Origin of the sequence: Acinetobacter sp. AOR18_HL (assembly GCF_027855145.1) — a bacterium.
In the GTDB taxonomy this organism is placed as follows: Bacteria; Pseudomonadota; Gammaproteobacteria; order Pseudomonadales; family Moraxellaceae; genus Acinetobacter; species Acinetobacter pittii.
Window position 1 is genome coordinate 163665 of the sequence record NZ_JAKTIG010000029.1, and the last position, 25596, is coordinate 189260.

Here is a 25596-nt window from a genome sequence, read left to right on the forward strand (position 1 = left end):
ATAAAAAATAAAATCTCTACGATCAGTTTGATCGTAGAGATGAGGAGCGATTAAAGCTCCGCAAGAGAGTTATAACAAATTAGTCAGCGCGTAACAAATCGTTCAAGCTTGTTTTTGAACGTGTTTGCGCATCAACTTTTTTCACGATAATTGCAGCATATAAGCTGTAAGTACCACATTTAGATGGCAAGCTGCCTGAAACTACAACTGAACCTGCTGGTACACGACCATAATGGATTTCGCCTGTTTCACGGTCATAAATTTTAGTTGATTGACCAATGAAAACGCCCATTGAAATGACTGAGCCTTCTTCAACGATAACGCCTTCAACGATTTCTGAACGCGCACCGATAAAGCAGTTGTCTTCAATAATGGTTGGGTTAGCTTGTAATGGTTCTAAAACACCACCAATACCTACACCACCAGATAAGTGAACATTTTTACCGATTTGAGCACATGAACCTACAGTTGCCCATGTATCAACCATTGTGCCTTCATCTACATAAGCGCCAATGTTGACATAAGATGGCATTAACACCACGTTTTTAGCTTGGAAGCTACCACGACGTGCTACAGCAGGAGGAACAACACGAACACCTGCGGCTTTAAATTGCTCTTCAGTCCAACCAGAGAATTTAGTTTCAACTTTGTCATAGAAACGAAGATCACATGACTCGATTGGTTTATTGTCATTCAGTTTAAATGATAATAAAACAGCTTTTTTTAACCATTGATGAACAACCCATTCACCATTGATTTTTTCAGCAACTCGAAGTGTACCGTTATCTAAACCAGCAATTGCTTCTTCAACAGCTTGGCGAATTTCGCTTGAACAATCTGCTGCAGTAAAATTTGCGCGGTCTTCAAATGCTTGCTCAATGATCGTAGAAAGCTGAGACATGATCTTCCTTCCATAAAAAATTTTAAAGATTTTACACTAATTTGTGACAAGAATCTTTCAAAAAACGTGTTACGTTTGATTGATGATATAAATGAGGTAAATCAAAATAAGCTTATTAGATAATCAAGTGTTTTTTACACAAAAATGATTTGAAAATAAAAATTTAACTCAATTTGTATCAAAAAATAACAGAAATCTAGCATTTTTTGTATAAAAAAGAATCTAAGCTGTCATTATTATGATTTCAGTCACAAGATGAATAAATTAAAAACAGAGCCTTTTTGAGGAGAAAACTATGAAAGCATTACGTGTGTTAGTCACAACAACAGCTTTATTCGCTGCTGGTGCTGCAATGGCAGATGAAGCTGTTGTTCATGACAGCTATGCATTTGACCAAAAACAATTACTTCCTGTAGGGGTGCGTGCTGAGGTAGGTACAACTGGTTACGGTGGTGCTTTATTATGGCAAGCCAACCCATATGTAGGTTTGGCTCTGGGTTATAACGGTGGTGACATTTCGTGGACAGATGACGTCTCTGTAAATGGTACTAAATATGACCTAGATATGGATAACAATAATATTTATCTAAATGCTGAAATACGTCCTTGGGGCGCTAGTTCTAATCCATGGGCTCAAGGCTTATATGTAGCTGCGGGTGCTGCTTATTTAGATAATGATTATGACTTAGCTAAACGTATTGGTAATGGCGAAACATTATCAATTGATGGTAAAAACTATCAACAAGCAGTTGCTGGCCAAGAAGGTGGTGTAAGAGGTAAGATGAATTATGAAAATAATATCGCCCCTTATGTAGGTTTTGGTTTTGCACCGAAATTTAATAAAAATTGGGGTGTATTTGGTGAGGTAGGTGCTTACTATACAGGTAATCCAAAAGTTCAGTTAACTCAATATAATCTTGCTCCTGTGAATGGTAACCCAACGTCTGCTCAAGATGCAGTAGATAAGGAAGAAAATGAAATTCGTAATGACGATAAATACAAATGGTTACCAGTTGGTAAGGTTGGTGTGAACTTCTACTGGTAAGATCACAAAAGAAAAAACGAGCTACGGCTCGTTTTTTTTGTACTTTTAATAAAATAAATAAAAGAGCTAAAAAGCTCTTTTATTTATTTTTAATTTTTATTCGTCTGGGTAAGCAATTTTCTTAAGCGCTTTAATATCCGCATCAGGTGAGCATAAAGAAATAAATTCGTAACCATAACCGCGTAATAGATGGCCTTTGCGAACCGCAATCCATGTCGTATTAACACCAAAAATATCAGTTTTGGTTTGCTTTAAACGATAATCACGTTCTGTATCATAAGCTACGTCATTGACAATCCCGACACCCATGCCAAGTTCTACATAGGTTTTGATAACATCGGCATCAAGAGCTGACATTACGATATCTGCATCTAGGTGAGCTTCTTCAAAGGCTTTATCGATTTTAGATCGACCTGTAAAACCACCATGATAAGTAATAAGTGGATATTCTGCTAAAAGTTCTAGAGTGATCTTATCCGCCTGCACTAAAGGATGATTTTGCGGGGTAATAATACTGTGCTGCCATTGATAGTAAGGAATGCTAGCCAGATTTTCTTCAGTCGTTAAAGACTCGGTTGCAATTCCAATATCCGCTTCACCTTGTAAAAGCATTTCTGAAATTTCCACAGGGCTAGCTTGTTGTAAAATCAAATGAACTTTTGGAAATAATTTCTTAAATTGATTAACGATTGGAGGCAATACATAACGCGCTTGAGTATGCGTAGTTGCGATCGTTAATGTTCCTTCATCAACCTTATTAAAATCTTCAGCAAGTCGTTTAATATTTTCAGCATCCACCAACATGCGTTCAACAATGCTAAGAAGTGACTGTCCTGGTTCAGTTAAACCTAAAAGGCGTTTACCTTTACGAACGAAAAGTTGAACACCTAATTCATCTTCTAAATCTTTGATGTGTTTACTTACACCCGATTGAGATGTGTAGAGTGCAGCCGATGCTTCCGTCAAGTTAAAGTTTTGGCGTACTGTTTCTCGGATAATTCTTAATTGTTGAAAGTTCATTTACACTTTTCCTCAAAAGAGGTGAGGAGCGTCTAAAGATCCGCAAGATATTTCCTCACCAAATATATTTCTTAAGCAACTTGGTCTGCAAATAAGTGCAATTGAGATGCGCTCACCCAAACAGTTTGATTAGGTTTAAATGCATGTAATTTTGCAGCTTCACTGCTCAGAGCAATTTCAATTAAACGTCCATTACGGTCTTGTAATTCGGCCACTACTTTTCCAGCAATCCAGATTTCACGTACAAAAGTCGCTTCAATGGTATTCGCTTGCGGTTGCGAGTGAATATGTAACTCATCTGGACGGGCAAAAGCAATCACTTTTCCTTGAGGCGCCTCAACTGCTGTTGGTAATTGAATACGGTCATTACCGATACGGATGATACCTTCCGTATGTTCACCTTCAAATCGATTTGCCTGACCCAAGAAATCAAACACAAATGGCGTTGCAGGTTTTTCATAAACTTCACGAGGTGAACCGATTTGCTCAACATTACCTTTATTCATGACAATAATCTGGTCTGCAACCTCAAGTGCTTCTTCTTGATCGTGAGTCACGAAAATTGAAGTGATATGCAATTCATCATGTAAGTTGCGTAACCAGCGGCGTAATTCTTTGCGTACTTTGGCATCCAGAGCACCAAATGGTTCATCGAGTAATAACACACGAGGTTCTACTGCCAAAGCACGGGCCAAAGCAATACGTTGACGTTGTCCGCCAGAAAGCTGGGCAGGGTAGCGGTCTGCTAAAAAGCCCAGTTGAACTAGATCAAGTAAACGAGTAACACGTTTTTTAATTTCAGTTTCCGAAGGGCGTGTTGCACGAGGGCGAACACGTAAACCAAAAGCAATATTGTCAAATACGGTCATGTGACGGAATAAAGCATAGTGCTGAAATACAAAGCCAACCTGACGCTCACGTACATGTACATTGGTCGCATCTTCACCTTCAAGTAACACTTGACCGCCATCGGCTGATTCTAGACCTGCAATAATACGGAGTAGCGTTGTTTTACCGCATCCAGATGGGCCAAGTAACGCAACCAGTTCACCTTCCGGAAAGTCTAGGGAAATATTCTTAAGCGCATGGAATGCACCAAAGTGTTTTTCAATATTTTTAACTTGAATACTCATGATTTCATTCCTTACGAATCAGTTGAATGCGGTTCTGGTTTATCTTGATGTAGCTCTAACCAAGTTTTTAAAATCAGTGTTAAAAGAGCTAAGAAGGCAAGCAGTGAGGACACGGCAAAGGCTGCGCTAAAGGTGTACTCGTTATATAAAATTTCAACATGCAGTGGCAGAGTATTGGTTTCACCACGGATATGACCAGAAACCACTGATACTGCGCCAAACTCACCCATTGCACGGGCATTACACAAAATCACGCCGTAAATCAGACCCCATTTAATGTTAGGGAGGGTGACCTTCCAAAAAGTTTGCCAACCTGAAGCACCGAGTACAATTGCTGCTTCTTCTTCCTCTGTTCCCTGAGCTTCCATGAGTGGAATTAACTCACGCGCCACAAAAGGAACTGTAATAAAAATGGTTGCTAAAACAATTCCAGGTACGGCATATAAAATCTTGATGTCATGATCCATTAACCAGCCGCCGAACCAACCTTGCGCACCAAAAATTAGAACAATCATTAAACCTGCAATAACGGGGGAAACCGAAAAAGGCATATCAATGATAGTGGTTAAAATAGCCTTGCCTTTAAACTGGAACTTAGAGACAGCCCATGCTGCAGCAACACCAAATATCACATTAATTGGAACTGCAATTGCTGCGGTGAGTAATGTTAATTTCACTGCTGATAACGTATCTGGATCAATCAAAGCCTGAACATAGACTTCAAGGCCTTGTTTAAATGCTTCTACGAAAACCAGAATGAGGGGCAACATGAGGCAACTGAGAAAAAAAATCAGTGCGATTGTAATGAGGGTATAACGTACCCAAGTCGGCTCACGTGTTGCATCACGAGACTGTAACTTCAAGGCAAGTGCATTGCTGTCGGTATGTAAATTCATGTGATGTTTCTCCCTGTACGACGGTTTGCCCATGCTTGAAGTAAGTTAATGACAAATAGAATGATAAAAGAGAGAACTAACATGACCGCTGCAATGGTCGTTGCACCTGCATAATCATATTCTTCAAGACGAGAAATAATCATCAGCGGTGCGATTTCTGTTTTAAACGGCTGGTTACCTGCAATAAAAATAACAGAGCCATACTCACCCACGCCGCGAGCAAATGCTAAAGCAAAGCCTGTAAATAGGGCAGGTAGTAAGATGGGTAAAATAATTTTAGTAATGGTCTGCCAACGATTTGCACCAAGTGCTGAAGCTGCTTCCTCAAGTTCGGTTTCAATATCGCTGAGTACCGGTTGAACGGTCCGAACAATAAAAGGAATACCAATAAATACCAATGCCAACGTAATCCCGATAGGTGTATAGGCAACCTGAATACCAAGTGGTTCCAGATATTGACCTAACCAACCAGTAGGTGCATAGAGTGAAGTCAGTGCAATACCTGCAACTGCGGTCGGAAGAGCAAAAGGTAAATCGACCAATGCATCAACTAGACGCTTTCCTGGAAAGTTATAGCGGACAAGACACCAAGCCAAAAGCAGACCAAACACAACATTAATAAATGCTGCGATTAAAGCTGAACTAAAGCTGAGTTGAAGCGATTTCAAAATACGCTCAGACGTTAAAATTTCCCATAATCCGTCCCATCCGATTCCAAATGATTTGATAAAGACTGCGGCTAATGGAATAAGCACAATAAAAGACACATAGGCGAGGGTGAAGCCCAAAGATAGACCAAACCCAGGCAGCACTCGGGATCGCTGCGACATGATATTTCCTCAAAGAGAAAAGCCTGCTGAAACCAGTAAGCGAATAAATAAAGATAAACAGTGCGGTATAAAGATTGGTATTAAGCAAATTTCAAAGAGAAATGTGTTTTTACCGGGTCGATAGATGAGTGACTACACATCGAATCTTCTGGAATCAAATAGTTCAGCAAATCCGGAAATGGTCCAAAACCTGAGGCAACGTTAATGTGGCCCACTTCACCAAGATTAACGGGATTTAACTTCCATGATTTTGCAAGTTGTAAAGCATCAAAAAAGCCAAGCCATGGATCATTTTCACTAATGAGTAGCGTTGCAGGCACATCAATTTTTAATTGATGAAAATAATCTTTGTAGTCGGTCAAGCTATGGCGAGCAAACCCTGCTTCCCCAAAGCGTGCTGGATTCGCTGGAGCGACTAAAATTAGTTTCTTAACTTGGCTTTTTAACTCTGGATGCTCAGCTAAAGCAGCTACACTTGTTAAGCATCCAAAACTATGTGCAACAATTTGAACAGGAGCTTGAGCTGCTTGAACTGTTTTAACGAATTGCTCAACCCATTCGCTTAATACAGGTCTATCCCAGTTTTTTTGCTCAACACGAGAACTAGACACGAGTTGACGCTGCAACCAAGATTGCCAATGCTGATGTTCACTGCCACCTACACCCGGAACAATTACAGTGTGAATCATGTCTGTTCTCCTTACCTTTAGTGCAAAGAATTACTTCTCTGCACTATTGATTTTCACGATTTGATCGAAAACACCACCATTATCAAAGTGTTGTTTTTGTACTTTTGTCCAACCACCAAACTCTTTATCGATTGTTACAAGCTTCAATGGTTTAAATACATTGCTGTATTTTTTAAGAACAGCTGCGTTACGAGGACGGTAGAAGTTACGTGCTGCAATTTCTTGACCAGCAGGTGAGTACAAATAGTTGAGATAACCTTTAGCAATAGTTAAGTTGCCTTTTTTAGCTGCATTCTTCTCCACAATTGCAACTGGAGGCTCAGCTAAGATCGAAAGAGACGGAGTAATAATTTCAAATTTGCCCGGCTGTTCACGAATAGCTAAATGAGCTTCATTTTCCCAAGCCAGTAATACATCACCAATACCGCGCTCAGCAAAAGTAGTCGTTGCACCGCGTGCACCCGAATCTAGAACTTTAGTGTGTTTATAAATTTGACGAACGTACTCTTGTGCTTTTGCATCATTGCCACCCGGTTGATGTTTTGCCCAAGCCCAAGCTGCAAGATAGTTCCAACGAGCACCACCAGAGGTTTTCGGGTTTGGTGTAATGATTTCTACGCCTGGTTTGATTAAATCAGCCCAGTCTTTGATTTGTTTTGGATTGCCTTTACGTACTAAAAACACAATTGTTGATGTATATGGCGTTGAGTTTTGCGGCAGTTTTTTCTGCCAGTTAGTTGGAAGTAATTTTGCTTTTTCAGCAATTTCATCAATATCTGCGGCAAGTGCTAATGTCACTACATCTGCATTTAAACCATCGATAACCGCACGAGCTTGTTTACCAGAACCGCCGTGTGATTGCTTAAACTCAATATCTTGACCAGTACGTTGTTTCCAGTAAGTACCGAACTGTTTGTTGAAATCTGTATATAGCTCACGAGTAGGATCGTAAGAAACGTTTAAAAATTCTTGGGCTGCAAATGACGAAACAGAAAGAAGTGCAGCGATAACCCCGACTTTTAATTGAGAAAAACGCATGAGATAAGTCCTCAAAAAATATGAAATGTTCAAAACATGAACGCAGAATAGCGCTAGTCTTTATTCTAAAAAAATAATAAAAAACGAATTTAATATGAAAAAAATAGAAATAATAAAAAGAGATAAACTATTCTTAAATCTTGATATATAACAAGTTTCAAAAGCAGATACGAAATCGGTATAATTTTTTAAAATCAATCATTTATTATTTAAATGAAAGGTGTTGTATTGGTGTGCGGCTTTTAGCAAAGGATGGAGCAAACATGTGGTGTTTTAAAAATGGGCAACCCGTTGAGACTATTCCTTTATTAGATAGAGCCTTTCATTATGGAGATGGATGCTTTACCACAATTCGTGTCTTTCAAAATCAGATTGAGCTTAAAGAAAGGCACTGGCAACGTCTAAAACTTGCATGTCAAAAACTGTCTTTAACTGTAAATTTTGAATTAATCGAACTGAGTTTACAGCAGCTGCAAAAGCAGAACCTTGTACTCAACGGCACTTTAAAAATTGTGATTAGTCGTGGGGAAGGCGACCGCGGTTATAGTTTGCCGAAACATGAAGCTGATATTTATATCTGGTTTTATCCAAAAGCTTTAGAGCCGTTTGTGCCTGACTCTATCCAGTGCGGTGTTTTAAATCAGGCCCTAGGTTTAACCATGCCGAGCTTGGTCGGGCTTAAATCTTTAAACCGTCTTGAACAAGTATTGCTAAAAAAAGAAGCAGATCAACTCGGGTGGGCTGAAGCATTAGTTACTGATGTACAAGGTTATATTGTTGAAGGGGTCAGTAGTAATTGTTTTATTCGTTTAAATGATAGATGGATTACTCCTGAACTTCGCTATAATGGCGTCCACGGTGTAATGCGGGCAGAAATTCTGGCGCGTATGCAGCACCATGGTATTGCCTGTGAAGTACGTGTGATTGAATTAGATGAAGTATCTGAAATACAAAGTCTATTCTTTTGTAATGCTTTAAACCCTATGCGAGTGGTCACTCATTTAGGCGAAAAAACGCTAGATACACAGGCATGCATAGATTTATTTCATATCCTTAACTTAAATCAGATTCATTAATATGCCGAAGCCACCTGTGAATGCGAAAGCAAAAAACGCCAAGAAAAATAACAAAAAACAAGCTCCAAAATTTTCTAAGCGATTGGTTCTAATTGGCCTTTTTATTGTTTTAATCTTTACGTTTGCCATTTTATGGTCAAGTTTGTTTAAGGCTTATCCTATCGAAGGCAAAAAACAGATGTTATCTATTACATCTGGAGAAACTTATTCTGGTTTTATTGATCGTTTGGCCAAAGAAGGCAAAATTAGCTTTCCTATTATATTGAAACTTTATCAAAAGTTTATGATTCATGACAGCATGAAAGCTGGTGTGTATGAAATTGAACAAGGGATGAGTGTAAGACAAGTATTAGAGATGTTATCTGACGCTGATAATGCTCAGATGAACCGCGTTTTGGTAATTGAAGGTACAACTTTTAAGCAGCTTATTACTGCATTAAAAAATGATAAAAATGTAAAAAATACAATCTTGGATTTACCTAACGATCAGCTTATGAAAGCGCTTGGGATTCCTTACGATCATCCAGAGGGCTTGTTTGCGCCGAATACTTATTTCTTTGCCAAAGGCGAGACTGACAAGAAAATTCTTACCGATTTATATCATCGCCAAATAAAAGCTTTAGATACAGCTTGGGCAAATCGCGCTCCGAATTTACCTTATAAAGATAAATATGAAGCATTAATTATGGCTTCTATTGTTGAGAAAGAAACAAGTTTAGACAGTGAACTTACACAAGTTTCTGGAGTTTTTGTCCGCCGTTTAAAACTTGGTATGCGTTTACAAACAGATCCAACTGTTATTTACGGAATGGGTAATAACTATAAAGGCAACATTACCCGAGAAGACCTGCGTACTCCAACACCATATAATACTTATACCATTAATGGTTTACCGCCAACTCCAATTGCTTTGCCAAGCCAAAAGGCAATTGAAGCAGCATTACATCCAGATGATTCAAATAACATCTATTTTGTTGCGACTGGTAATGGTGGACATAAATTTACGGCAAGCTTGCAAGCACATAATCAAGCTGTGCAGGATTATTTATCCGTGTTGAGATCGAAGAAATAAGGAAAAGAGATGTTTATCAGCTTTGAAGGCACGGAAGGGGTAGGTAAAACTACACTCATTCGAAAAATTCATCAGCATTTTGAAGAGCAAGACAAACAAGTTGTTTTAACTCGAGAGCCGGGCGGCACACCGTTAGCTGAGCAAATTCGTTCTATGCTTTTGGCGGTGAATCATGATGAAAATATGAGTCATGATACTGAGCTATTGCTTATTTATGCGGCACGCGCCCAACACTTACAACAAGTTATTTTGCCTGCTTTAGAAGCTAACAAAATTGTATTAAGTGATCGCTTTACCGATGCGAGTTTTGCTTATCAATGTTCTGGTCGTGGTTTAAGCCAAGATAAATTACAACTTTTAAATCAGAACTTCGTTTCACGCATGCCGGAGGTGACTTTCTGGCTAGACGCACCGATTGAACTTGGTATGAACCGTGCACGTGAACGTGGAGCTTTAGACCGTTTTGAACAAGAAAAGTTAAGCTTCTTTACTAAGGTTCGTGAAGGCTATGAAACCTTATGGAAAGCTGAACCAGAACGTATTAAGCGAATAGATGCTACACAAAGTCCAGATCAGGTGTTTGAGCAAGCTCTGCAATATTTAGCATAGGCCATCGGATTAGCCACTCTCATATTTTTGGGAGTGGTGAAAAATGACGTTAATTCTGATTTAAATCGTCATAGAAAATATCTGCTATTTTCTTATGCTATCTTACATATGATTTATAGATTGAAGAATAACAAGGATGAAAAGCTCAAAAGAAGAAATCGTGGCATTTCTTGAAAAGGAATTTCCACCAAGTCTTGAACATTGCACGATTGAGTCAGTCACCCCCAAAGCTGCAGTTGTTTATTATCATGTCGATCAAAGGCATCAACGCCCTGGTGGCACCATATCTGGTCCAACCATGATGACATTAGCTGATTTTGCCTTATATATTGCCATATTAGGTGAGATCGGTATTGTTGGTTTAGCCGTAACCACCAACTTTAATATTAATTTTTTAAGAAAACCTGCGGGTGATCAAGACTTACGTAGTGAATGTAAACTCATGAAAGTAGGAAAGAGTTTGGTGGTGGGTGAGGTCTGGATTTATTCAGTCGGTTTGGATGAACCCGTTGCGCATGTGACCGCGACTTATTCAATCCCACCTAGAGCATAAATATCAAAGCAAATAAAAAAGCACAGCCAGAGCTGTGCTTTTTTGTAGAGTAGAAGAACAGCTTAAATGTCGGTATTTACCAATGGCTGTTCTACTGCAAAATTTGGAGGAGTCAAAACAGTTTTACGAATCTCGCTGGAAGTTTCCGGATAATCGAGTGTGTAATGTAAACCACGTGATTCTTTACGTTGCATAGCACAGCGAACAATCATTTCCGATACTAAAACAAGGTTACGCAGCTCAATCAGGTTTTTGCTAACACGGTAGTCTTGATAATATTCAGTGATTTCACGCTTTAACATTTCAATACGGTGTAAAGCACGTTCTAAACGTTTTGTGGTTCTGACAATACCAACGTAGTTCCACATGGTCGAACGTAACTCATCCCAGTTTTGTAAAATCACCACATCTTCATCAGGATTGGTTACTTGTGAGTCATCCCAAGTTGGTACTTCTGGTAATTTGAAGTTTTCATCAAATTTATTTTCGATATCTTTTGCTGCACTCATGCCATAAACGAAGCACTCAAGTAATGAGTTACTTGCCATACGGTTTGCACCATGTAAGCCTGTATAAGACGTTTCACCAATCGCATAGAGACCTTCAATATCCGTCTGGCTATTTGAGTCAACCACAACACCCCCACATGTATAGTGAGCTGCTGGAACTACAGGAATCATGTCTTTGGTAATATCTATGCCTAACTCAAGCAATCGTGCATAAAGTGTAGGGAAGTGCTCTTTAATAAACTCAGGTGATTTATGGGTAATATCTAACCAGACATGGCGAATACCGAGACGCTTGATTTCATGGTCAATGGTACGTGCCACAATATCACGAGGAGCTAATTCTGCACGATCGTCAAAACGCAACATAAACCGTTCGCCATCAGGTAGGCGCAAATAAGCCCCTTCACCACGCATAGCTTCAGTAATTAAGAAAGAGCGGGCTTGAGGGTGATAGAGACACGTTGGATGGAACTGATTAAATTCCATATTGGCTACGCGGCAACCTGCACGATAAGCCATAGCAATACCATCACCTGTGGCAATATCTGGATTAGATGTGTACAGATAAGCTTTCATCGCACCGCCGCAAGCTAGCGCGGTGAATGGTGCAAGGAAAGTATGAACCTTTTCAGTATTTTCATCTAATGCATATAAACCAATAGCGCGATTCGCTTGGTCGGTATGGCCTAATTTATGTGAGGTGATTAAATCAATCGCAATATAGTTTTCAAAAATAGTAATATTTTTACGTTCTTTGGCACGCTCAACTAAAGTGGTTGAAATGGCTTTGCCTGTTGCATCAGCAGAATGGATAATGCGACGTTGCGAGTGACCACCTTCGCGAGTTAAGTGAAGTTGCTCATCTTCATCTAAGGTAAATTGCACGCCTTGTTTTAAAAGAAAATCAACAGAAGGGCGGCCGCCTTCTACGGTATGTTGTACCGCGTCCATTTCACATAAATGAGCGCCTGCAATCATAGTGTCATTAATATGCTGTTGAATAGAGTCAGTCTCATCAAGAACAGCAGCAACGCCACCTTGAGCATAAAAGGTACTTGCTTCGGTTAGAGCAGCTTTGGCTAAAACTGCAATATTAAAATGATTTGGTAACGATAAAGCCAGACTTAAACCAGCGCCGCCGCTGCCCACAATAATCACGTCAAAGTGGTGAATTGTCTGTAAATTAGGCATGTCCATTCGCATCAATTTAAAACGTCCGCTAATGACACCCCTTTTTACCTAAAAAGGCAAGAGCTTAAGCGCTCTAACTCAGAGAAAAATTGCAATTGGCTTAAAAAGTTGCAATGCGTAAAATAATCCTTGTGATGACGTATTACAAATAAACATATTGTTACGCACAACCTCAAAGCGTTGTGATACAACAGTTTTATCCTTATTCTCGTAGACCAATTGTGGGTGAGCACCGAATGAAATCTCGCTATTTACAACAAGGAATGTATGCAGCGGTATTTACAGTTGCTGCTGTTCAAGCAAATGCTGCTGTTGATTTTTCAAATCTTGTTGAACAAGTTAGTCCAGCAGTCGTGAGTGTAAATGTCGTAAAAAAAATGACTCAGGATGAACTGTTGCAGCAGCAAGTTCCTGAAATTTTAAAACGTTTCTTTGGCAATCAGGTCATCATTCCACAGCAACAAGGTCCACAAGAAAAGACAGCTTATGGAAGTGCATTCTTCATTAGTAAAGATGGTTACCTACTTACTAACCACCATGTGATTGAAAATGCCTCGCGTATCAGCATTACTTTAAATGACCGACGTGAAATTGATGCAACCGTGGTGGGTAGTGATGAGCGCACCGATGTTGCATTGTTAAAGGTCAATGGAACTAACTATCCAGCTTTACGAGTAGGAAATGTTGACCGTTTACGTGTCGGCGAACCTGTTTTAGCAATTGGTTCGCCGTTTGGCTTTGATTACTCAGCTTCGGCCGGTATTGTCAGTGCAAAATCACGAAACATGAGCGGTGAAACTTCGGTGCCGTTTATTCAAACAGATGTGGCTTTAAACCCGGGTAACTCTGGTGGTCCATTGTTTAACCAAAATGGTGAAGTGGTCGGGGTAAACTCTCGAATATTTAGTGGTACTGGCGGCTATATGGGCTTGTCTTTCTCTATTCCGATTGATGTAGCAATGGATGTTGCAGACCAGCTCAAAACAAAAGGTAAAGTAACACGCTCTTACCTAGGGGTGATGATGCAAGATATTGACCGAAACCTTGCTGATGCGTACAAATTACCAAAACCTGAAGGTGCTTTAATTACTCAAATTTCTCCGAACTCACCTGCACAAAAAGCAGGGCTAAGAGCGGGCGACGTGATTTTAAAATTAAATGGTGCGCCTGTACTTCGTACGAGTGATTTACTTTACGCATTAAACAAAGTACAGCCAAATCAAACTGTTCAGTTTGAAGTGTTACGTGATGATAAAACACGCAATATTTCAGCGACTTTAACGACTGCACCAGATGAAACACCTGCTACTGGTGCACAAGGTGCTGCATCTAAAGGGCCAGTTTTAGGCATGAGTATTCGTGATCTAGCTGAACCGGAAAAAAATGCATTGAGCGTAAAAGGTGGTATTTATGTACAAGATGTTCGCCGTGGTGGTTTAGCATCATTGTCGAATATCATTCCGGGCGATGTGATTACTCAAGTCAATAATAACCAAATTTTAAATAGTCAGGATTTTGCAAAAGTTGTTTCTAACTTGCCGAAAAATACCGTAGCACGTGTTGCTATTATTCGTCAGGGACAGCGCGCAATGCTTGGTTTACGTATTCAATAATCCCCAATCCAATCAATAAACCACCCTGAAAATGGGTGGTTTTTGTTATTTATCTTGAGCGTTTAGCGATATCTACCTACACTTATTTCAGTTTTAAGGTTAATAAATAAGAGTGTTCATTTGTGAGTAGTATTTTTGATTTACATATTCAGGTGCAGCCACATCACATTGATGCATTAGGGCATGTAAATAACGTAATGTATGTTCAATGGATGCAGGATGTAGCTGCTGCTCATGTTGAAACTTTGGGAGTAGGGGTAACTAAATATCTTGAGTTAAAACACGCCATGGTCGCGGTTGAGCATCATGTGCAATATCGTAAAGCTGCATTTGAAGGCGAACAAATTGTGTTACGTACATGGTTAGATGACATTAATGCACTTTATTCATTCCGCCAGTATGTGTTTTTTCGTCCATCAGATCAGACCGTATTATTTGTCGGAAATACCAAATGGGCATGTATTGAAATTGCTACAGGACGTCCAAAACGAATGTCGCCAACTTTTACCCATGCATATAAGCCGCTTGACTCAAGCATAAACCCTTACGATTTTACCGTTTCGTATGATAAGTAAGTAAAAAAGAGAGGCTGGAATTTGAAGAATTTATTTTCCATAGAAACCGATCGATTAATCTTAAGTGATCTTACAGAAGCTGATAAAAATTTTGTCTTTGACTTATTTTCAAATTCAAGCGTACTCGAATTTTATGATTTAAAAGCCTTTACTTCATTAGAAGAAGCTGGGGCTTTAATTGAAAAAATGCATAAAAAATGCAATCAACAGCTAGGTTTTAGGCATGCTATTCGTCTAAAAAAAGATGGAACTATGTTGGGAACATGTGGTGTAAATACTATCAAACAGAGTGATGATGATTTTGCGGTTGTCATTGGTTATGAACTTCATCCTAATGCATGGGGTGAGGGATATATGCAAGAGGCTCTAGTAGGGCTCATCCAGTATTTGAAACAAGAGAGATTATTCCAAAAACAAATAAAATATGTTTGGGCTGAAATATTTGAACAGAACATTCGATCTCAACAAGTTGTGCAGAAACTCGGATTTGAATTGATTGGGCATATAGCTAATGAGACAGGCAATAATTTATCTGCAAGTCTACTTAAGTACGAGCTAAAACTGTTCTGATTTAAGTACTCTTCAAAGAGAAATAGTTTTTTATGTTGAGAAGTTTAAAAAGCTTTTTTAAAAGAAAGAATTTATATCTTTTTCATATCGGCAATCTGTTATAATCTCACGCAATTTATTTAACCGCTTTGGCTGTGTATTAAAACAAGCTACATAGCACTCTATATTTTCTCAAGGTAACCCATGGCGCAAGCTAAAAAATCCGTCGATATCAAAAATATACGAAATTTCTCGATTATTGCCCACATTGACCATGGTAAGTCTACATTGGCTGACCGTTTTATTCAGATGTGTGGTGGTCTACAAGATCGTGAAATGCAAGCTCAAGTCTTAGACTCAATGGAGCTTGAGCGTGAACGTGGGATTACCATTAAAGCCGCTTCTGTCACGCTGTATTACACCCATCCAAATGGTCAGGAATATCAACTGAACTTTATTGATACGCCTGGGCACGTTGACTTCTCCTATGAAGTTTCTCGTTCATTAGCTGCGTGTGAAGGTGCGTTACTGGTTGTAGATGCAGCACAAGGCGTTGAAGCTCAATCAGTTGCAAACTGTTATACAGCAATTGAACAAGGTCTAGAAGTTCTTCCTATTCTAAATAAAATTGATTTACCACAGGCTGAACCTGAACGTGTAATTCATGAAATTGAAGAAATTATCGGGATTGAAGCGACAGATGCACCAACCTGTTCAGCAAAAACTGGTTTAGGTGTTGAAGGTGTACTCGAGCGTTTAGTCGATGTTATTCCGGCGCCAGAAGGTGATCGTGAAGCACCATTACAAGCATTAATTATCGACTCATGGTTTGATAACTACTTAGGCGTAGTTTCTCTTGTTCGTATTAAACAAGGTCGTATCCGCAAGGGCGACAAAATGTTGGTTAAATCGACAGGACAAACTCATCCGGTCACTTCTGTAGGTGTATTTAATCCTAAGCATACTGAAACAGATATTCTTGAAGCTGGTGAAGTAGGTTTTGTTATTGCGGGTATTAAAGATATTTTTGGTGCACCAGTAGGTGACACAATTACTCTTGCTTCTACACCAGACGTTGCAACTTTACCTGGTTTCAAAAAGGTTAAACCGCAAGTATATGCTGGTCTTTTCCCTATTGATGCGAGTGACTTTGAACCGTTCCGTGAAGCGCTACAAAAATTGCAGATTAACGACTCGGCTTTATTCTTTGAACCAGAAAGTTCAGATGCTTTAGGCTTTGGTTTCCGTTGTGGCTTCTTAGGTATGCTGCACATGGAAATTGTACAAGAGCGTTTAGAGCGTGAATACGATCTTGATCTCATCAGTTCTGCACCTACCGTAATTTATGAAGCATTAACCAAGAAAGGCGAAACGATTTACATCGATAGTCCATCAAAAATGCCGGATGGATCGACTGTAGAAGATTTGCGTGAACCAATTGCTGAATGTCATATCCTTGTTCCTCAAGAGTATTTAGGGAACGTAATGACGCTCTGTATCGAACGTCGTGGTGTACAAAAAGATATGAAATTCTTGGGTAACCAAGTTTCTATTACATTTGAAATCCCGATGGCTGAAGTTGTTATGGATTTCTTTGACAGATTAAAGTCATGCTCTCGTGGCTTTGCATCGCTAGACTATAACTTTGTACGTTTTGAAAGTTCAGCTTTAGTTAAGGTTGATGTGTTAATTAATAGCGAAAAGGTTGATGCCTTGGCTATGATTTGTCACCGTAATGATGCACGCCATCGTGGTATTGCATTGGTTGAGAAAATGAAAGACTTAATTCCTCGCCAAATGTTCGATGTTGCTATTCAGGCAGCAATCGGTGCGCAAATTATTGCCCGTTCTACCGTAAAAGCGATGCGTAAAAACGTATTGGCAAAATGTTATGGTGGTGACGTTTCGCGTAAGAAAAAACTACTTTCTAAACAAAAAGAAGGTAAGAAACGTATGAAACAAGTGGGAAGCGTTGAAATTCCACAAGAAGCGTTCTTGGCTGTATTGAAAGTAGAAAGATAAGAAATGAGGGTGGGGAAAATGAATAATTTCCTTTCCCCCACTGTAATACAAGCAGCGAGGCTGCGAGTGAGGTCATGTGGATTTTGATTTTAATTTAATTCTTGTTCCAGTTACGCTGATTCTATTTGCAGTGTGGTTGTTAGATAAACTTGTATTAAAACAGCGTGCAAATAAAGGACGCGGGAACGAAAATTTTGTCATTACATGGGCCTATGACTTTTGGCCAGTTTTAGCTGTAGTACTTGTACTTCGTTCATTTCTTTATGAACCGTTTAATATTCCGTCGGATTCTATGGTGCCAACTCTAGAAACTGGTGATTTTATTCTGGTGAATAAATTTGATTATGGTGTACGTTTACCTATCGTTAATAAAAAAATTATTGATGTAGGTGAGCCGAAGCGTGGTGATGTAATTGTATTCCGTTATCCACCTCAACCGACTATTAGCTATATTAAACGTGTAATCGGTTTACCTGGCGATCATATTGTTTATGACCATGGGCAATTAATTATTAATGGGCAAAAAGTACCGAAAGTATTAACACAGTTCAGTCGTGAAAAAGATGTGATGGATACGCCAACGTCTATTTATCATAAAGAGACGATTGGTGAGCATACCTTTACGATGCGTGAGCTTGAAGGCGTAAATGTGGCGCGCCAAGCACCGTTTATCAACTATGTTGAAAATGGTAAATATGCGAACCAAGACGGTTTATATTGGGAAGTGACTGTACCAAAAGGACATTACTTTGCAATGGGGGATAACCGCGATCAAAGTGCAGACAGTCGTTTCTGGGGGTTCGTTCCTGAAGAAAACTTAACAGGACGAGCATTCTACGTGTGGATGCATAAAGAACCGGGTTTACACCTTCCTAACTTTAGCCGAAATGGAAAAATAGATTAAAAACAACCATTAGGAAAAAAAGAAATGCGTAAGGCACAACAGGGTACTTCGTATTTAGCAATTTTATTTGGGGTGGTTATATTTGCAGTTGCAGTAAAAGCTGTACTTGCAGTTTGGCCAGCATATTGGGATGATCGGCTGATTAATAATCAGATAGAAGAGCTTTTAAAAGAAAGCTCTTCTGAGATCACACCACAAAAGTTTATAGCACAAATGGATCAGCGACTCGAAATGAACAATATTCGTGATCTCCACTTTAAAGAGATCGCTCAAGTGTTTAATCAGTCAGGTCTAACGGTCAAAAAGAAATATGAAGTAAGAAAACCTTTCTTATTCAATATTGATTTAGTTTTAACATTTGAGAAGAGTTTTGATAAAACATCAGTTCAAACTAAGTGATCCTCGCTTACTGAGTCGAATCGGATATCAATTTAAGCAGCTTGAATTGTTACAGTTAGCTTTGACTCATCGTTCGGTGAGTCACAAATACAATTACGAGCGCTTAGAGTTTCTCGGTGATTCATTATTAGGCATGATAATCGCCAATTATCTATATCATGCTTATCCAAATGAAAATGAAGGTCGTCTCACGCGTATGCGTGCGACCTTAGTTCGCCAAGAAGCGTTAGGTAAGATTGCAACCGATTTGCAACTTAGTCGGTGTTTAATATTAAGTACAGGCGAGTTGAAATCTGGTGGTCATCATCGTGAGTCAATATTAGCCGATACGGTAGAAGCGATTATTGGTGCAATTTATCTTGATAGTGGTGATCTCAACTTACTTAAAGATATTGTGCTAAAATGGTACATACCCTATTTAGACCATATAGAACCTACAGATCAACTCAAAGATCCGAAATCACGTTTACAAGAGTATCTACAAGCACGTAAAAAACCTCTCCCTGTTTACGAGGTTGTAGATATTCAGGGTGATGCACCTCATCAGCACTTTAAAGTGGAATGTGTGGTAGATGGTTTACCGAAGATTTATGGTGAGGGTTCAAGTCGTCGTTTTGCCGAGCAGGCAGCAGCGGCGGAAATTTTAAAGTTATTGGAGCAATAACCTGCATGTCGATGCATTCTGATCAAATCAATCCAGATTCAAATGAAAACCAAGATCCTAATAATCTGATTGATCAATTTTTTAGTTCCAAAGGCGTAACAATCCCTTCGGATTTTAAGAGCGGATTTGTGGCGATTGTGGGACGTCCAAATGTGGGTAAATCTACCCTCATGAACCATTTATTGGGTCAAAAGCTCTCTATTACTTCGCGTAAACCTCAAACAACACGTCATAAAATTATTGGTATTGATTCGCGCGAAAAGATGCAGGCGGTATATGTAGATACCCCAGGTATGCATAAAAAAGAAGTGCGTGCTATTAATAAAATGATGAACCGTGCTGCTCATTCTGCATTACGTGACGTTAACTTAGTTTTATTCGTTATCGATGCTTATAAGTGGACTCAAAACGACGATTTAGTGCTTGAAAAACTCAAGAACGCTGAAATGCCGGTTATTTTGGTCATTAATAAGGCGGACACTTTTGAAGATAAAAGAGAGATTCTTCCTCTGATTCAAGAACGTGCCAAACTTATGAATTTTGCTGAGATTGTTCCTGTTTCTGCTTTGCGTGGTGCAAACTTAGAACACTTGAGTGAAACGATTGAGAAATACCTTCCTTACCAACCACCATTGTATTCATTTGATCAGATTACTGACCGCTCTGAACGCTTCTTGGCAAGTGAAATTATTCGCGAAAAAATCATGCGTCAGTTGGGTGAAGAGCTTCCTTATGATTTAACAGTACAAATTGAATCTTTCAAAACAGAAGAAGCAACTGTTAATGAAAAAACTGGTCGTTTAAAGCCGGCTTGTACCTATATCGATGCAACGATTTTTGTAGACCGCGCTGGTCAAAAAGCCATTGTGATTGGTGAAAAAGGTGCCAAGCTTAAAACGATTGGTATGGATGCTCGTAAAGACATGGAAAAAATGTTTGAGCAAAAAATTATGCTCACACTTTGGGTAAAAGTGAAGGGTGGCTGGTCTGATGATGAGCGTGCTCTGAAAAGCTTAGGATATAGTGATATCTAAAGGATAAGGATGCTGGTATGAAAACAATTACATCATTAATCGCTATAGTTGGATGTACATTGATGTTACAAGGTTGTGTATATAAGCTTGTAACCGTACCAGTAGGTATCGCCTATAAAACTACTAAAGGTGTAGTTAAAGGTACAGCAGCTGTTGTAGGTGCTGTTATTCCTGACGGTGATGATGAGGATGATAAAAAAGAAAAAGAATCTGAGGAATAGATTCTTTTTATGATGCGCAATGAAGTCCTCCATGGATATATGATTCATCACCGTAAGTACCGTGAAAAAAGTCATATTGTGCATCTTTTTACTCAGGAATATGGGCGAGTCGATGGTATTTTAAGACAGACTCCGCCCCCTCAATATCAACCTATTCGACTGCAAGCCACAGGTAAAAGTGAACTCAAAAATTTTACTAAGCTGGAAATATTAAATCAGCCTGTTTTCTTTTTTGGTGATGCTTTTTTTGCTGGTTTTTATCTAAATGAAATTGTTCTTAGACTTTGCCCATTAGAAGAGGCAATGCCACAAACTTTTGAACAATATCAGTTAACTTTGCTTCAATTACAGCAATTATCTTCCCACGAAAATCCTGATCTTTTTCTGAGACAGATTTTGCGCCAGTTCGAACATGTTTTACTTCCTGAGCTGGGTTACGCGATTGATTTCTCAATTGATACTCAACAACAGCCAATACAGGCTCACCAGTTTTATCAATTTCAGGTGACCGAAGGTTTTGCGCCTGTTGTTCAGGCAAGTCGTTCTTCATTGTCAGGTAAAGCAATTTTATCTATGCTGGATTATGAGCAAGGCCAGGATTTTTCTCACGAACAATTGCAATTATTAGGTAAACTATACCGTCAAATGATTACATCGCTTTTAGGAGATCGTCCCCTAAAAAGTCGACAATTGTGGATTCAAAATACTCAAACTCAATCGTAATTAGGATTTATTTATGGCTGCATTGCTTGGTGTAAACATAGACCATGTTGCTACTTTGAGACAGGCGCGCGGTACTACTTATCCAGACCCTGTAGAAGCTGCTCTTATTTGTGAAGAAGCGGGTGCAGAGGGGATTACTTTGCATTTGCGTGAAGACCGTCGCCATATTCAAGATGACGATGTACGTCGCATGCGTCCATTATTAAAAACACGTATGAATCTAGAGTTGGCTGTTACTGATGAAATGGTCGAGTTTGCGAAAGAAATTCAGCCGCAGCACGTGTGTTTTGTGCCAGAAAGACGCCAAGAAGTAACAACTGAAGGCGGTTTAGATGTAGTAGGTAACTTTGAAAAAGTTAAAGCAGCAACTCAAACTTTAGCGGCTATTGGTTGTGATGTATCATTATTTATTGATGCTGATTTAGCTCAAATTGATGCAGCAGTTGCGTGTGGCGCACCTACGATTGAGTTGCACACGGGTGCATATGCGGATGCGGAAACGGAGCAAGATCAACAAGCCGAGTTAGAGCGCATTATCAAAGGTGTTGAGTATGCAGCTTCAAAAGGTTTGGTTGTAAATGCAGGTCATGGCCTTAACCTTAAAAATATTGCGCCAATTGCAGCTATTCCACAAATTCATGAATTAAACATTGGTCATTCAATTATTGCTGAAAGTGTTTTTGTAGGTCTGGTTCAAGCTGTTAAAGATATGAAAACAGCGATTCAGGCAGCAGGATAGTTGGTTATGTCGAGTATCAATTACGATGAATTAATGCAACCTGTGGTGGCCTTTTTAGGATGTCAAACACCAAATGCATGGTTGGATGAGGCAATCAATAATTTAGATATCTTGATGCAAGATCATGCTAATTGTGAAAAGAAAGCTGCTAGTACAGCAATGAACTTAATGTTCCGCTATAGCTTCTTTCCTGACTTACAAGTAAAACTTGCTCAACTTGTACGAGAAGAAATGCTTCACTATGAACAAGTACTTGAGCTTATGGCTAAGCGCGGTCAAGAGTGGACTGGTTTAAGTGCTGGGCGTTATGCAGGTGGGTTGCGTAAAGAGATTCGTACGTATGAGCCAGAAGCTTTAATTGATGTGCTGGTGATTGGTGCATTCGTAGAGGCTCGTTCATGTGAGCGTTTTTATGCACTTGCACCGCGTGTAGATGATGAGTTAGGACGTTATTATCGATACTTGCTTAAGTCAGAATCTCGTCATTTTGAAGACTATCTTGCACTTGCGCTTGATGTGGCGAAAACTGCAAAAATGAAAGATCCTAAAGAGGATATTCAACAGCGAATAAATCATATCCGTGAAGTTGAAAAGAATCTGATTTTAACACCAGATGATACTTTCCGTTTTCATAGTGGTATTCCTGCTTAGTCTTGGATGTCTAAAATAAAAAAAGTTTACCTTTCACGGTAAACTTTTTTATTAGGTGCACATTATCTCTTCGGCAGTAAGCATGTTCTGCTTTTAGTTTTTTAATGCATATAATTATTTAATAAATATATTTTTTCTAGATTTTAATTTCTCTTAAAATTTTTAAAAAAACTTTTATTTTTTTAGGCTAATAATAAATATTGTGTAAATATAAAGGCTGATATGTTCATCATGAGTTCAACTGAAATAGTTGATCATTTCTAAGGATATAAGAATGTTAGGATTAGTTACAGGTGCCTCAGCGGGCTTTGGTTATAGCATTTCAAAAAAGCTGATTGAGTTAGGATATAACGTTATTGGTTGCGGAAGACGAGCAGAAAAACTAGAAGAACTAAAACAAGAACTTGGTGAAAAATTCTACCCATTAGTATTTGACATGACAGATACCGCAGAAAATATAAATAAAGTATTGGTTGATTTACCAGCCGAATTTCAAATCGGTCAAATTGATTTATTGGTGAATAATGCTGGATTGGCATTAGGATTGGAACCCGCAGATAAAGCAGAATTGGATGATTGGTACACGATGATTGATACCAATGTTAAGGGGCTTGTTACGATTACCCGATTAATTTTGCCAAGTATGGTAAAGAAAAAATCAGGTTTGATTATTAATATGGGCTCAATTGCAGGTACATATCCATATCCGGGTGGTAACGTGTATGGGGCAACCAAAGCATTTGTGGAGCAATTTAGTCTAAATCTTCGTGCTGATTTGGCTGGTACAGGTGTGCGCGTAACTAACATTGAACCAGGGTTGTGTGGAGGTACTGAATTTTCTCTTGTGCGTTTTAAAGGTGATGAGGATAAAGTAAATAGTCTATATGATAAAAAGAATCCACTCTTGCCTGAAGATATTGCAAATACGGTAGCTTGGATTGCTTCACAACCGCCACACATTAATATTAATCGTATTGAAATGATGCCGACCACTCAATCTTTTAATCCTTTAAAAGTGGTTGAAGTGGAATAATAATTTAAGAAGAAAATAGATTCTTTAGAGTTAGGTTAGAGCGTTAAATCTAATAAAGACTCTAAGAGAAAATAAAATCCTCTATCTGCTGATAGAGGATTTTTTATAGTTATTGATAAATTTATGGCAAAAAAAAGCCCGCTTTAATGCTGCGGGCTTTTTAGTATTTGGCTCTCCCACCTGGGCTCGAACCAGGGACCTGCGGATTAACAGTCCGTCGCTCTACCGACTGAGCTATGGGAGAATCTGCATGCGATTATAAGGAGATTTTGAGAAGGGTCAAGTCTAAATTGTCATGTTTACTTCATTTTTGTGTCGTATGCTTTTTATTTGATCAGTTGAGTGATGAGTTAAGAAATTACTTGCACTTTAAAAAATCAATTGATAGATTCAAAAAAGAACAAGCGTTTGGAGAAATCCAAACAGTGTGGATTTAAACCAACTTGCCAGCACTAAAATGGCTAAATCGGAGATAAGTATGAAAACGCTTACGATCGCTTCTATTTTTTCTAATTTTGATTTCTATCAACACAATTATCTAAATATCTTAAATCAATCAGAATCTTATTACACACCTGTAGAAGGTGCATGGATTAATGCTTACCCTTTCAAAAAGCAGGATTTATATTTAGGTGATTTATTGCAACTTTGGTTTAGCGCTAAATGGAATGTGCATAATTTACTTAAAGTTTTAAAAAGTTCAAAACCATTAAACTCTTCTAAAGATTTATATATTTTTCAATTGGAAGGGGAGTTACTGTTGGGTAAAAATAAAGTTTTAGCTTGGTCTGACGAGCATCAAGAAATTATAGAGCTCCAACTTAAAAATATTTGGGCGCCGTATGTGATTGCAAAAACTTGTGAACGACCAAATAATCAAGAGGACTCAATAAAAAAGGCAGCGGTTTAAGGCTGGGCAGAGTAAAACTTGAAGTGCGACATAAACCACCTAATTAATTTAAAGGGTTTATGGAGTATATAAAATTGTCATACCATCATCTTAACTTTGAAGATCGTACTGCATTAATGCTTGAGTCAAGAAAAGAAGGCTTTTCAGCCAGAAAATTTGCTGAACTCATTAAAAGACATCCTAGTACGATCTATCGTGAGCTTAAAAGAAATAGCATCAATGACGTTTATCAAGCTCGATATGCTTCTGATAACACCTTCGCTAGACGTAGACGTGGTCACAGAAAACTCAAAATCGATTCAATCCTCTGGAAATTTATTGTTGAAGCGATCCGTTGTTTATGGTCTCCTCAGCAAATAGCAAAGCGTTTAAAGACATTTCCTGATTTGGATCAAACAATGAATGTAAGCCATACAACGATTTATTCAACGATACGAGCATTACCCAAGGGTGAGTTGAAAAAAGACTTATTATCCTGTCTGCGTCATGAAAATAAAAAGCGAAAAGCTAACGGTGAACCTAAAAAAGATTCTATATTACAGGATATTAAAACTATTCATGAGCGCCCAGCCGAAGTTCAAGAAAGAAAAATACCGGGTCATTGGGAAGCTGATTTAATTAAAGGTAAAGACAATAAAAGTTCGATAGCAACACTTATTGAACGAAATACACGGCTCTGTATCTTGGCAACATTACCTGATGCAAAGGCAGAATCAGTGCGCAAGGCTTTAACTGAAGCTCTGAAATATTTACCTGCAGAACTGCGTAAAACGTTGACCTATGACCGTGGACGCGAGATGTCAGAACATAAAATACTCGAAGAAGATTTAGGCATAGATGTATATTTCTGTGACCCACATTCACCTTGGCAAAAAGGCACATGCGAAAATATGAATGGTTTAATTAGGCAATATTTACCTAAAGGGATTGATTTAAATCAGGCAGATCAGCATTATTTAAATCAAGTTGCCATGTCACTGAATACTCGTCCTAGAAA

29 protein-coding genes and 1 tRNA gene are annotated in these 25596 nt (G+C 38.8%); 21 read left to right on the forward strand and 9 right to left on the reverse strand.

Annotated elements, in window-relative coordinates:
• Positions 1-79: 79 nt before the first annotated feature.
• A complete protein-coding gene (gene dapD, locus MKL51_RS07895; RefSeq protein ID WP_002118664.1) occupies positions 80-901 on the reverse strand; it encodes a 2,3,4,5-tetrahydropyridine-2,6-dicarboxylate N-succinyltransferase in 822 nt (273 codons plus the stop codon).
• Between the two features lie 295 nt (positions 902-1196).
• Here dapD and carO point away from each other — a divergent pair, with 295 nt between their 5' ends.
• Complete coding sequence (gene carO / locus MKL51_RS07900) at positions 1197-1946, forward strand: ornithine uptake porin CarO type 1 (protein WP_014207379.1); 750 nt, start codon at positions 1197-1199, stop codon at positions 1944-1946.
• Between the two features lie 96 nt (positions 1947-2042).
• On the opposite strand, the gene MKL51_RS07905 is transcribed toward carO, so the two are convergent.
• The 6 genes from MKL51_RS07905 to MKL51_RS07930 all read right to left on the reverse strand — a co-directional run bounded on the left by MKL51_RS07905 (position 2043) and on the right by MKL51_RS07930 (position 7552).
• Positions 2043-2966, reverse strand: a complete 924-nt coding sequence (locus MKL51_RS07905) for a CysB family HTH-type transcriptional regulator (protein WP_002118601.1) — start codon at positions 2964-2966, stop codon at positions 2043-2045.
• A gap of 71 nt (positions 2967-3037) precedes the next feature.
• Positions 3038-4099, reverse strand: coding sequence for a sulfate/molybdate ABC transporter ATP-binding protein (locus tag MKL51_RS07910; protein WP_233733012.1), 1062 nt, complete (start codon positions 4097-4099; stop codon positions 3038-3040).
• Positions 4100-4110: 11 nt separating this feature from the next.
• On the reverse strand, positions 4111-4995 hold the full coding sequence (gene cysW / locus MKL51_RS07915) for a sulfate ABC transporter permease subunit CysW (protein WP_002118746.1): 885 nt from the start codon (positions 4993-4995) through the stop codon (positions 4111-4113).
• On the reverse strand, positions 4992-5825 hold the full coding sequence (cysT, locus tag MKL51_RS07920; RefSeq protein WP_005073131.1) for a sulfate ABC transporter permease subunit CysT: 834 nt from the start codon (positions 5823-5825) through the stop codon (positions 4992-4994). Before cysT ends, cysW begins: the two co-directional genes overlap by 4 nt.
• 80 nt (positions 5826-5905) lie before the next feature.
• Positions 5906-6514, reverse strand: a complete 609-nt coding sequence (locus tag MKL51_RS07925; RefSeq protein ID WP_002118423.1) for an RBBP9/YdeN family alpha/beta hydrolase — start codon at positions 6512-6514, stop codon at positions 5906-5908.
• A 30-nt stretch (positions 6515-6544) separates the two neighbouring features.
• Positions 6545-7552 carry a sulfate ABC transporter substrate-binding protein gene (locus tag MKL51_RS07930; protein ID WP_001212602.1) on the reverse strand — a complete coding sequence of 336 codons (1008 nt, stop codon included), beginning with the start codon at positions 7550-7552 and terminating at the stop codon, positions 6545-6547.
• Positions 7553-7815: 263 nt separating this feature from the next.
• Between MKL51_RS07930 and pabC the strand changes: the two genes are divergently transcribed.
• The 4 genes from pabC to MKL51_RS07950 all read left to right on the forward strand — a co-directional run bounded on the left by pabC (position 7816) and on the right by MKL51_RS07950 (position 10862).
• Positions 7816-8628, forward strand: a complete 813-nt coding sequence (pabC, locus tag MKL51_RS07935) for an aminodeoxychorismate lyase (protein ID WP_002118496.1) — start codon at positions 7816-7818, stop codon at positions 8626-8628.
• A 1-nt stretch (position 8629) separates the two neighbouring features.
• The gene (gene mltG / locus MKL51_RS07940) at positions 8630-9700 is read left to right on the forward strand and encodes an endolytic transglycosylase MltG (RefSeq protein ID WP_262439995.1); all 1071 of its coding nucleotides are present in this window, start codon (positions 8630-8632) and stop codon (positions 9698-9700) included.
• A gap of 9 nt (positions 9701-9709) precedes the next feature.
• A complete protein-coding gene (gene tmk, locus MKL51_RS07945; protein WP_017399255.1) occupies positions 9710-10309 on the forward strand; it encodes a dTMP kinase in 600 nt (199 codons plus the stop codon).
• A gap of 136 nt (positions 10310-10445) precedes the next feature.
• Positions 10446-10862, forward strand: a complete 417-nt coding sequence (locus MKL51_RS07950) for a PaaI family thioesterase (RefSeq protein WP_000842533.1) — start codon at positions 10446-10448, stop codon at positions 10860-10862.
• A 62-nt stretch (positions 10863-10924) separates the two neighbouring features.
• Here the strand turns inward: MKL51_RS07950 and nadB are convergent, their stop codons facing one another.
• Positions 10925-12568 (reverse strand): L-aspartate oxidase, encoded by a 1644-nt coding sequence (nadB, locus tag MKL51_RS07955; protein WP_000367525.1) that lies wholly within the window; start codon positions 12566-12568, stop codon positions 10925-10927.
• A gap of 230 nt (positions 12569-12798) precedes the next feature.
• On the opposite strand from nadB, the gene MKL51_RS07960 reads away from it, so the two are divergent.
• The 13 genes from MKL51_RS07960 (at position 12799) to MKL51_RS08020 (ending at position 23689) form a co-directional block, all read left to right on the forward strand.
• Entirely contained in the window at positions 12799-14175 is a 1377-nt protein-coding gene (locus MKL51_RS07960) for a Do family serine endopeptidase (protein WP_005067820.1), read from the forward strand.
• A gap of 122 nt (positions 14176-14297) precedes the next feature.
• A complete protein-coding gene (locus MKL51_RS07965; protein ID WP_032007000.1) occupies positions 14298-14750 on the forward strand; it encodes an acyl-CoA thioesterase in 453 nt (150 codons plus the stop codon).
• 21 nt (positions 14751-14771) lie between these two features.
• Positions 14772-15320: a GNAT family N-acetyltransferase gene (locus MKL51_RS07970; protein ID WP_032007001.1), complete on the forward strand. Its 549-nt coding sequence runs from the start codon at positions 14772-14774 to the stop codon at positions 15318-15320.
• A 183-nt stretch (positions 15321-15503) separates the two neighbouring features.
• On the forward strand, positions 15504-17321 hold the full coding sequence (lepA, locus tag MKL51_RS07975; protein ID WP_002118606.1) for a translation elongation factor 4: 1818 nt from the start codon (positions 15504-15506) through the stop codon (positions 17319-17321).
• A gap of 76 nt (positions 17322-17397) precedes the next feature.
• Positions 17398-18225: a signal peptidase I gene (lepB, locus tag MKL51_RS07980; RefSeq protein ID WP_005067825.1), complete on the forward strand. Its 828-nt coding sequence runs from the start codon at positions 17398-17400 to the stop codon at positions 18223-18225.
• A gap of 24 nt (positions 18226-18249) precedes the next feature.
• On the forward strand, positions 18250-18624 hold the full coding sequence (locus MKL51_RS07985) for a DUF4845 domain-containing protein (protein WP_032007002.1): 375 nt from the start codon (positions 18250-18252) through the stop codon (positions 18622-18624).
• Entirely contained in the window at positions 18596-19288 is a 693-nt protein-coding gene (gene rnc / locus MKL51_RS07990; RefSeq protein ID WP_005067830.1) for a ribonuclease III, read from the forward strand. Before MKL51_RS07985 ends, rnc begins: the two co-directional genes overlap by 29 nt.
• 11 nt (positions 19289-19299) lie before the next feature.
• On the forward strand, positions 19300-20322 hold the full coding sequence (era, locus tag MKL51_RS07995; protein WP_079381034.1) for a GTPase Era: 1023 nt from the start codon (positions 19300-19302) through the stop codon (positions 20320-20322).
• A 17-nt stretch (positions 20323-20339) separates the two neighbouring features.
• The gene (locus tag MKL51_RS08000; RefSeq protein ID WP_005067833.1) at positions 20340-20543 is read left to right on the forward strand and encodes an NF038104 family lipoprotein; all 204 of its coding nucleotides are present in this window, start codon (positions 20340-20342) and stop codon (positions 20541-20543) included.
• A gap of 9 nt (positions 20544-20552) precedes the next feature.
• Positions 20553-21266, forward strand: coding sequence for a DNA repair protein RecO (gene recO / locus MKL51_RS08005; protein ID WP_016140294.1), 714 nt, complete (start codon positions 20553-20555; stop codon positions 21264-21266).
• 13 nt (positions 21267-21279) lie between these two features.
• Positions 21280-22005, forward strand: a complete 726-nt coding sequence (gene pdxJ, locus MKL51_RS08010) for a pyridoxine 5'-phosphate synthase (protein WP_002118629.1) — start codon at positions 21280-21282, stop codon at positions 22003-22005.
• Between the two features lie 6 nt (positions 22006-22011).
• A complete protein-coding gene (locus tag MKL51_RS08015) occupies positions 22012-22656 on the forward strand; it encodes a tRNA-(ms[2]io[6]A)-hydroxylase (RefSeq protein ID WP_002118428.1) in 645 nt (214 codons plus the stop codon).
• Between the two features lie 274 nt (positions 22657-22930).
• Complete coding sequence (locus tag MKL51_RS08020) at positions 22931-23689, forward strand: SDR family oxidoreductase (protein ID WP_032007005.1); 759 nt, start codon at positions 22931-22933, stop codon at positions 23687-23689.
• A 168-nt stretch (positions 23690-23857) separates the two neighbouring features.
• On the opposite strand, the gene MKL51_RS08025 is transcribed toward MKL51_RS08020, so the two are convergent.
• Positions 23858-23933: transfer RNA gene (locus tag MKL51_RS08025), tRNA-Asn, on the reverse strand.
• A 46-nt stretch (positions 23934-23979) separates the two neighbouring features.
• Between MKL51_RS08025 and MKL51_RS08030 the strand changes: the two genes are divergently transcribed.
• The 3 genes from MKL51_RS08030 to MKL51_RS08040 all read left to right on the forward strand — a co-directional run.
• Positions 23980-24126 (forward strand): hypothetical protein, encoded by a 147-nt coding sequence (locus tag MKL51_RS08030; protein ID WP_080973532.1) that lies wholly within the window; start codon positions 23980-23982, stop codon positions 24124-24126.
• 41 nt (positions 24127-24167) lie between these two features.
• Positions 24168-24599 carry a hypothetical protein gene (locus MKL51_RS08035; RefSeq protein WP_032007006.1) on the forward strand — a complete coding sequence of 144 codons (432 nt, stop codon included), beginning with the start codon at positions 24168-24170 and terminating at the stop codon, positions 24597-24599.
• A gap of 59 nt (positions 24600-24658) precedes the next feature.
• A partial coding sequence (locus MKL51_RS08040) for an IS30-like element ISAba125 family transposase (protein ID WP_079396101.1) occupies positions 24659-25596 on the forward strand: 938 nt, incomplete at its 3' end.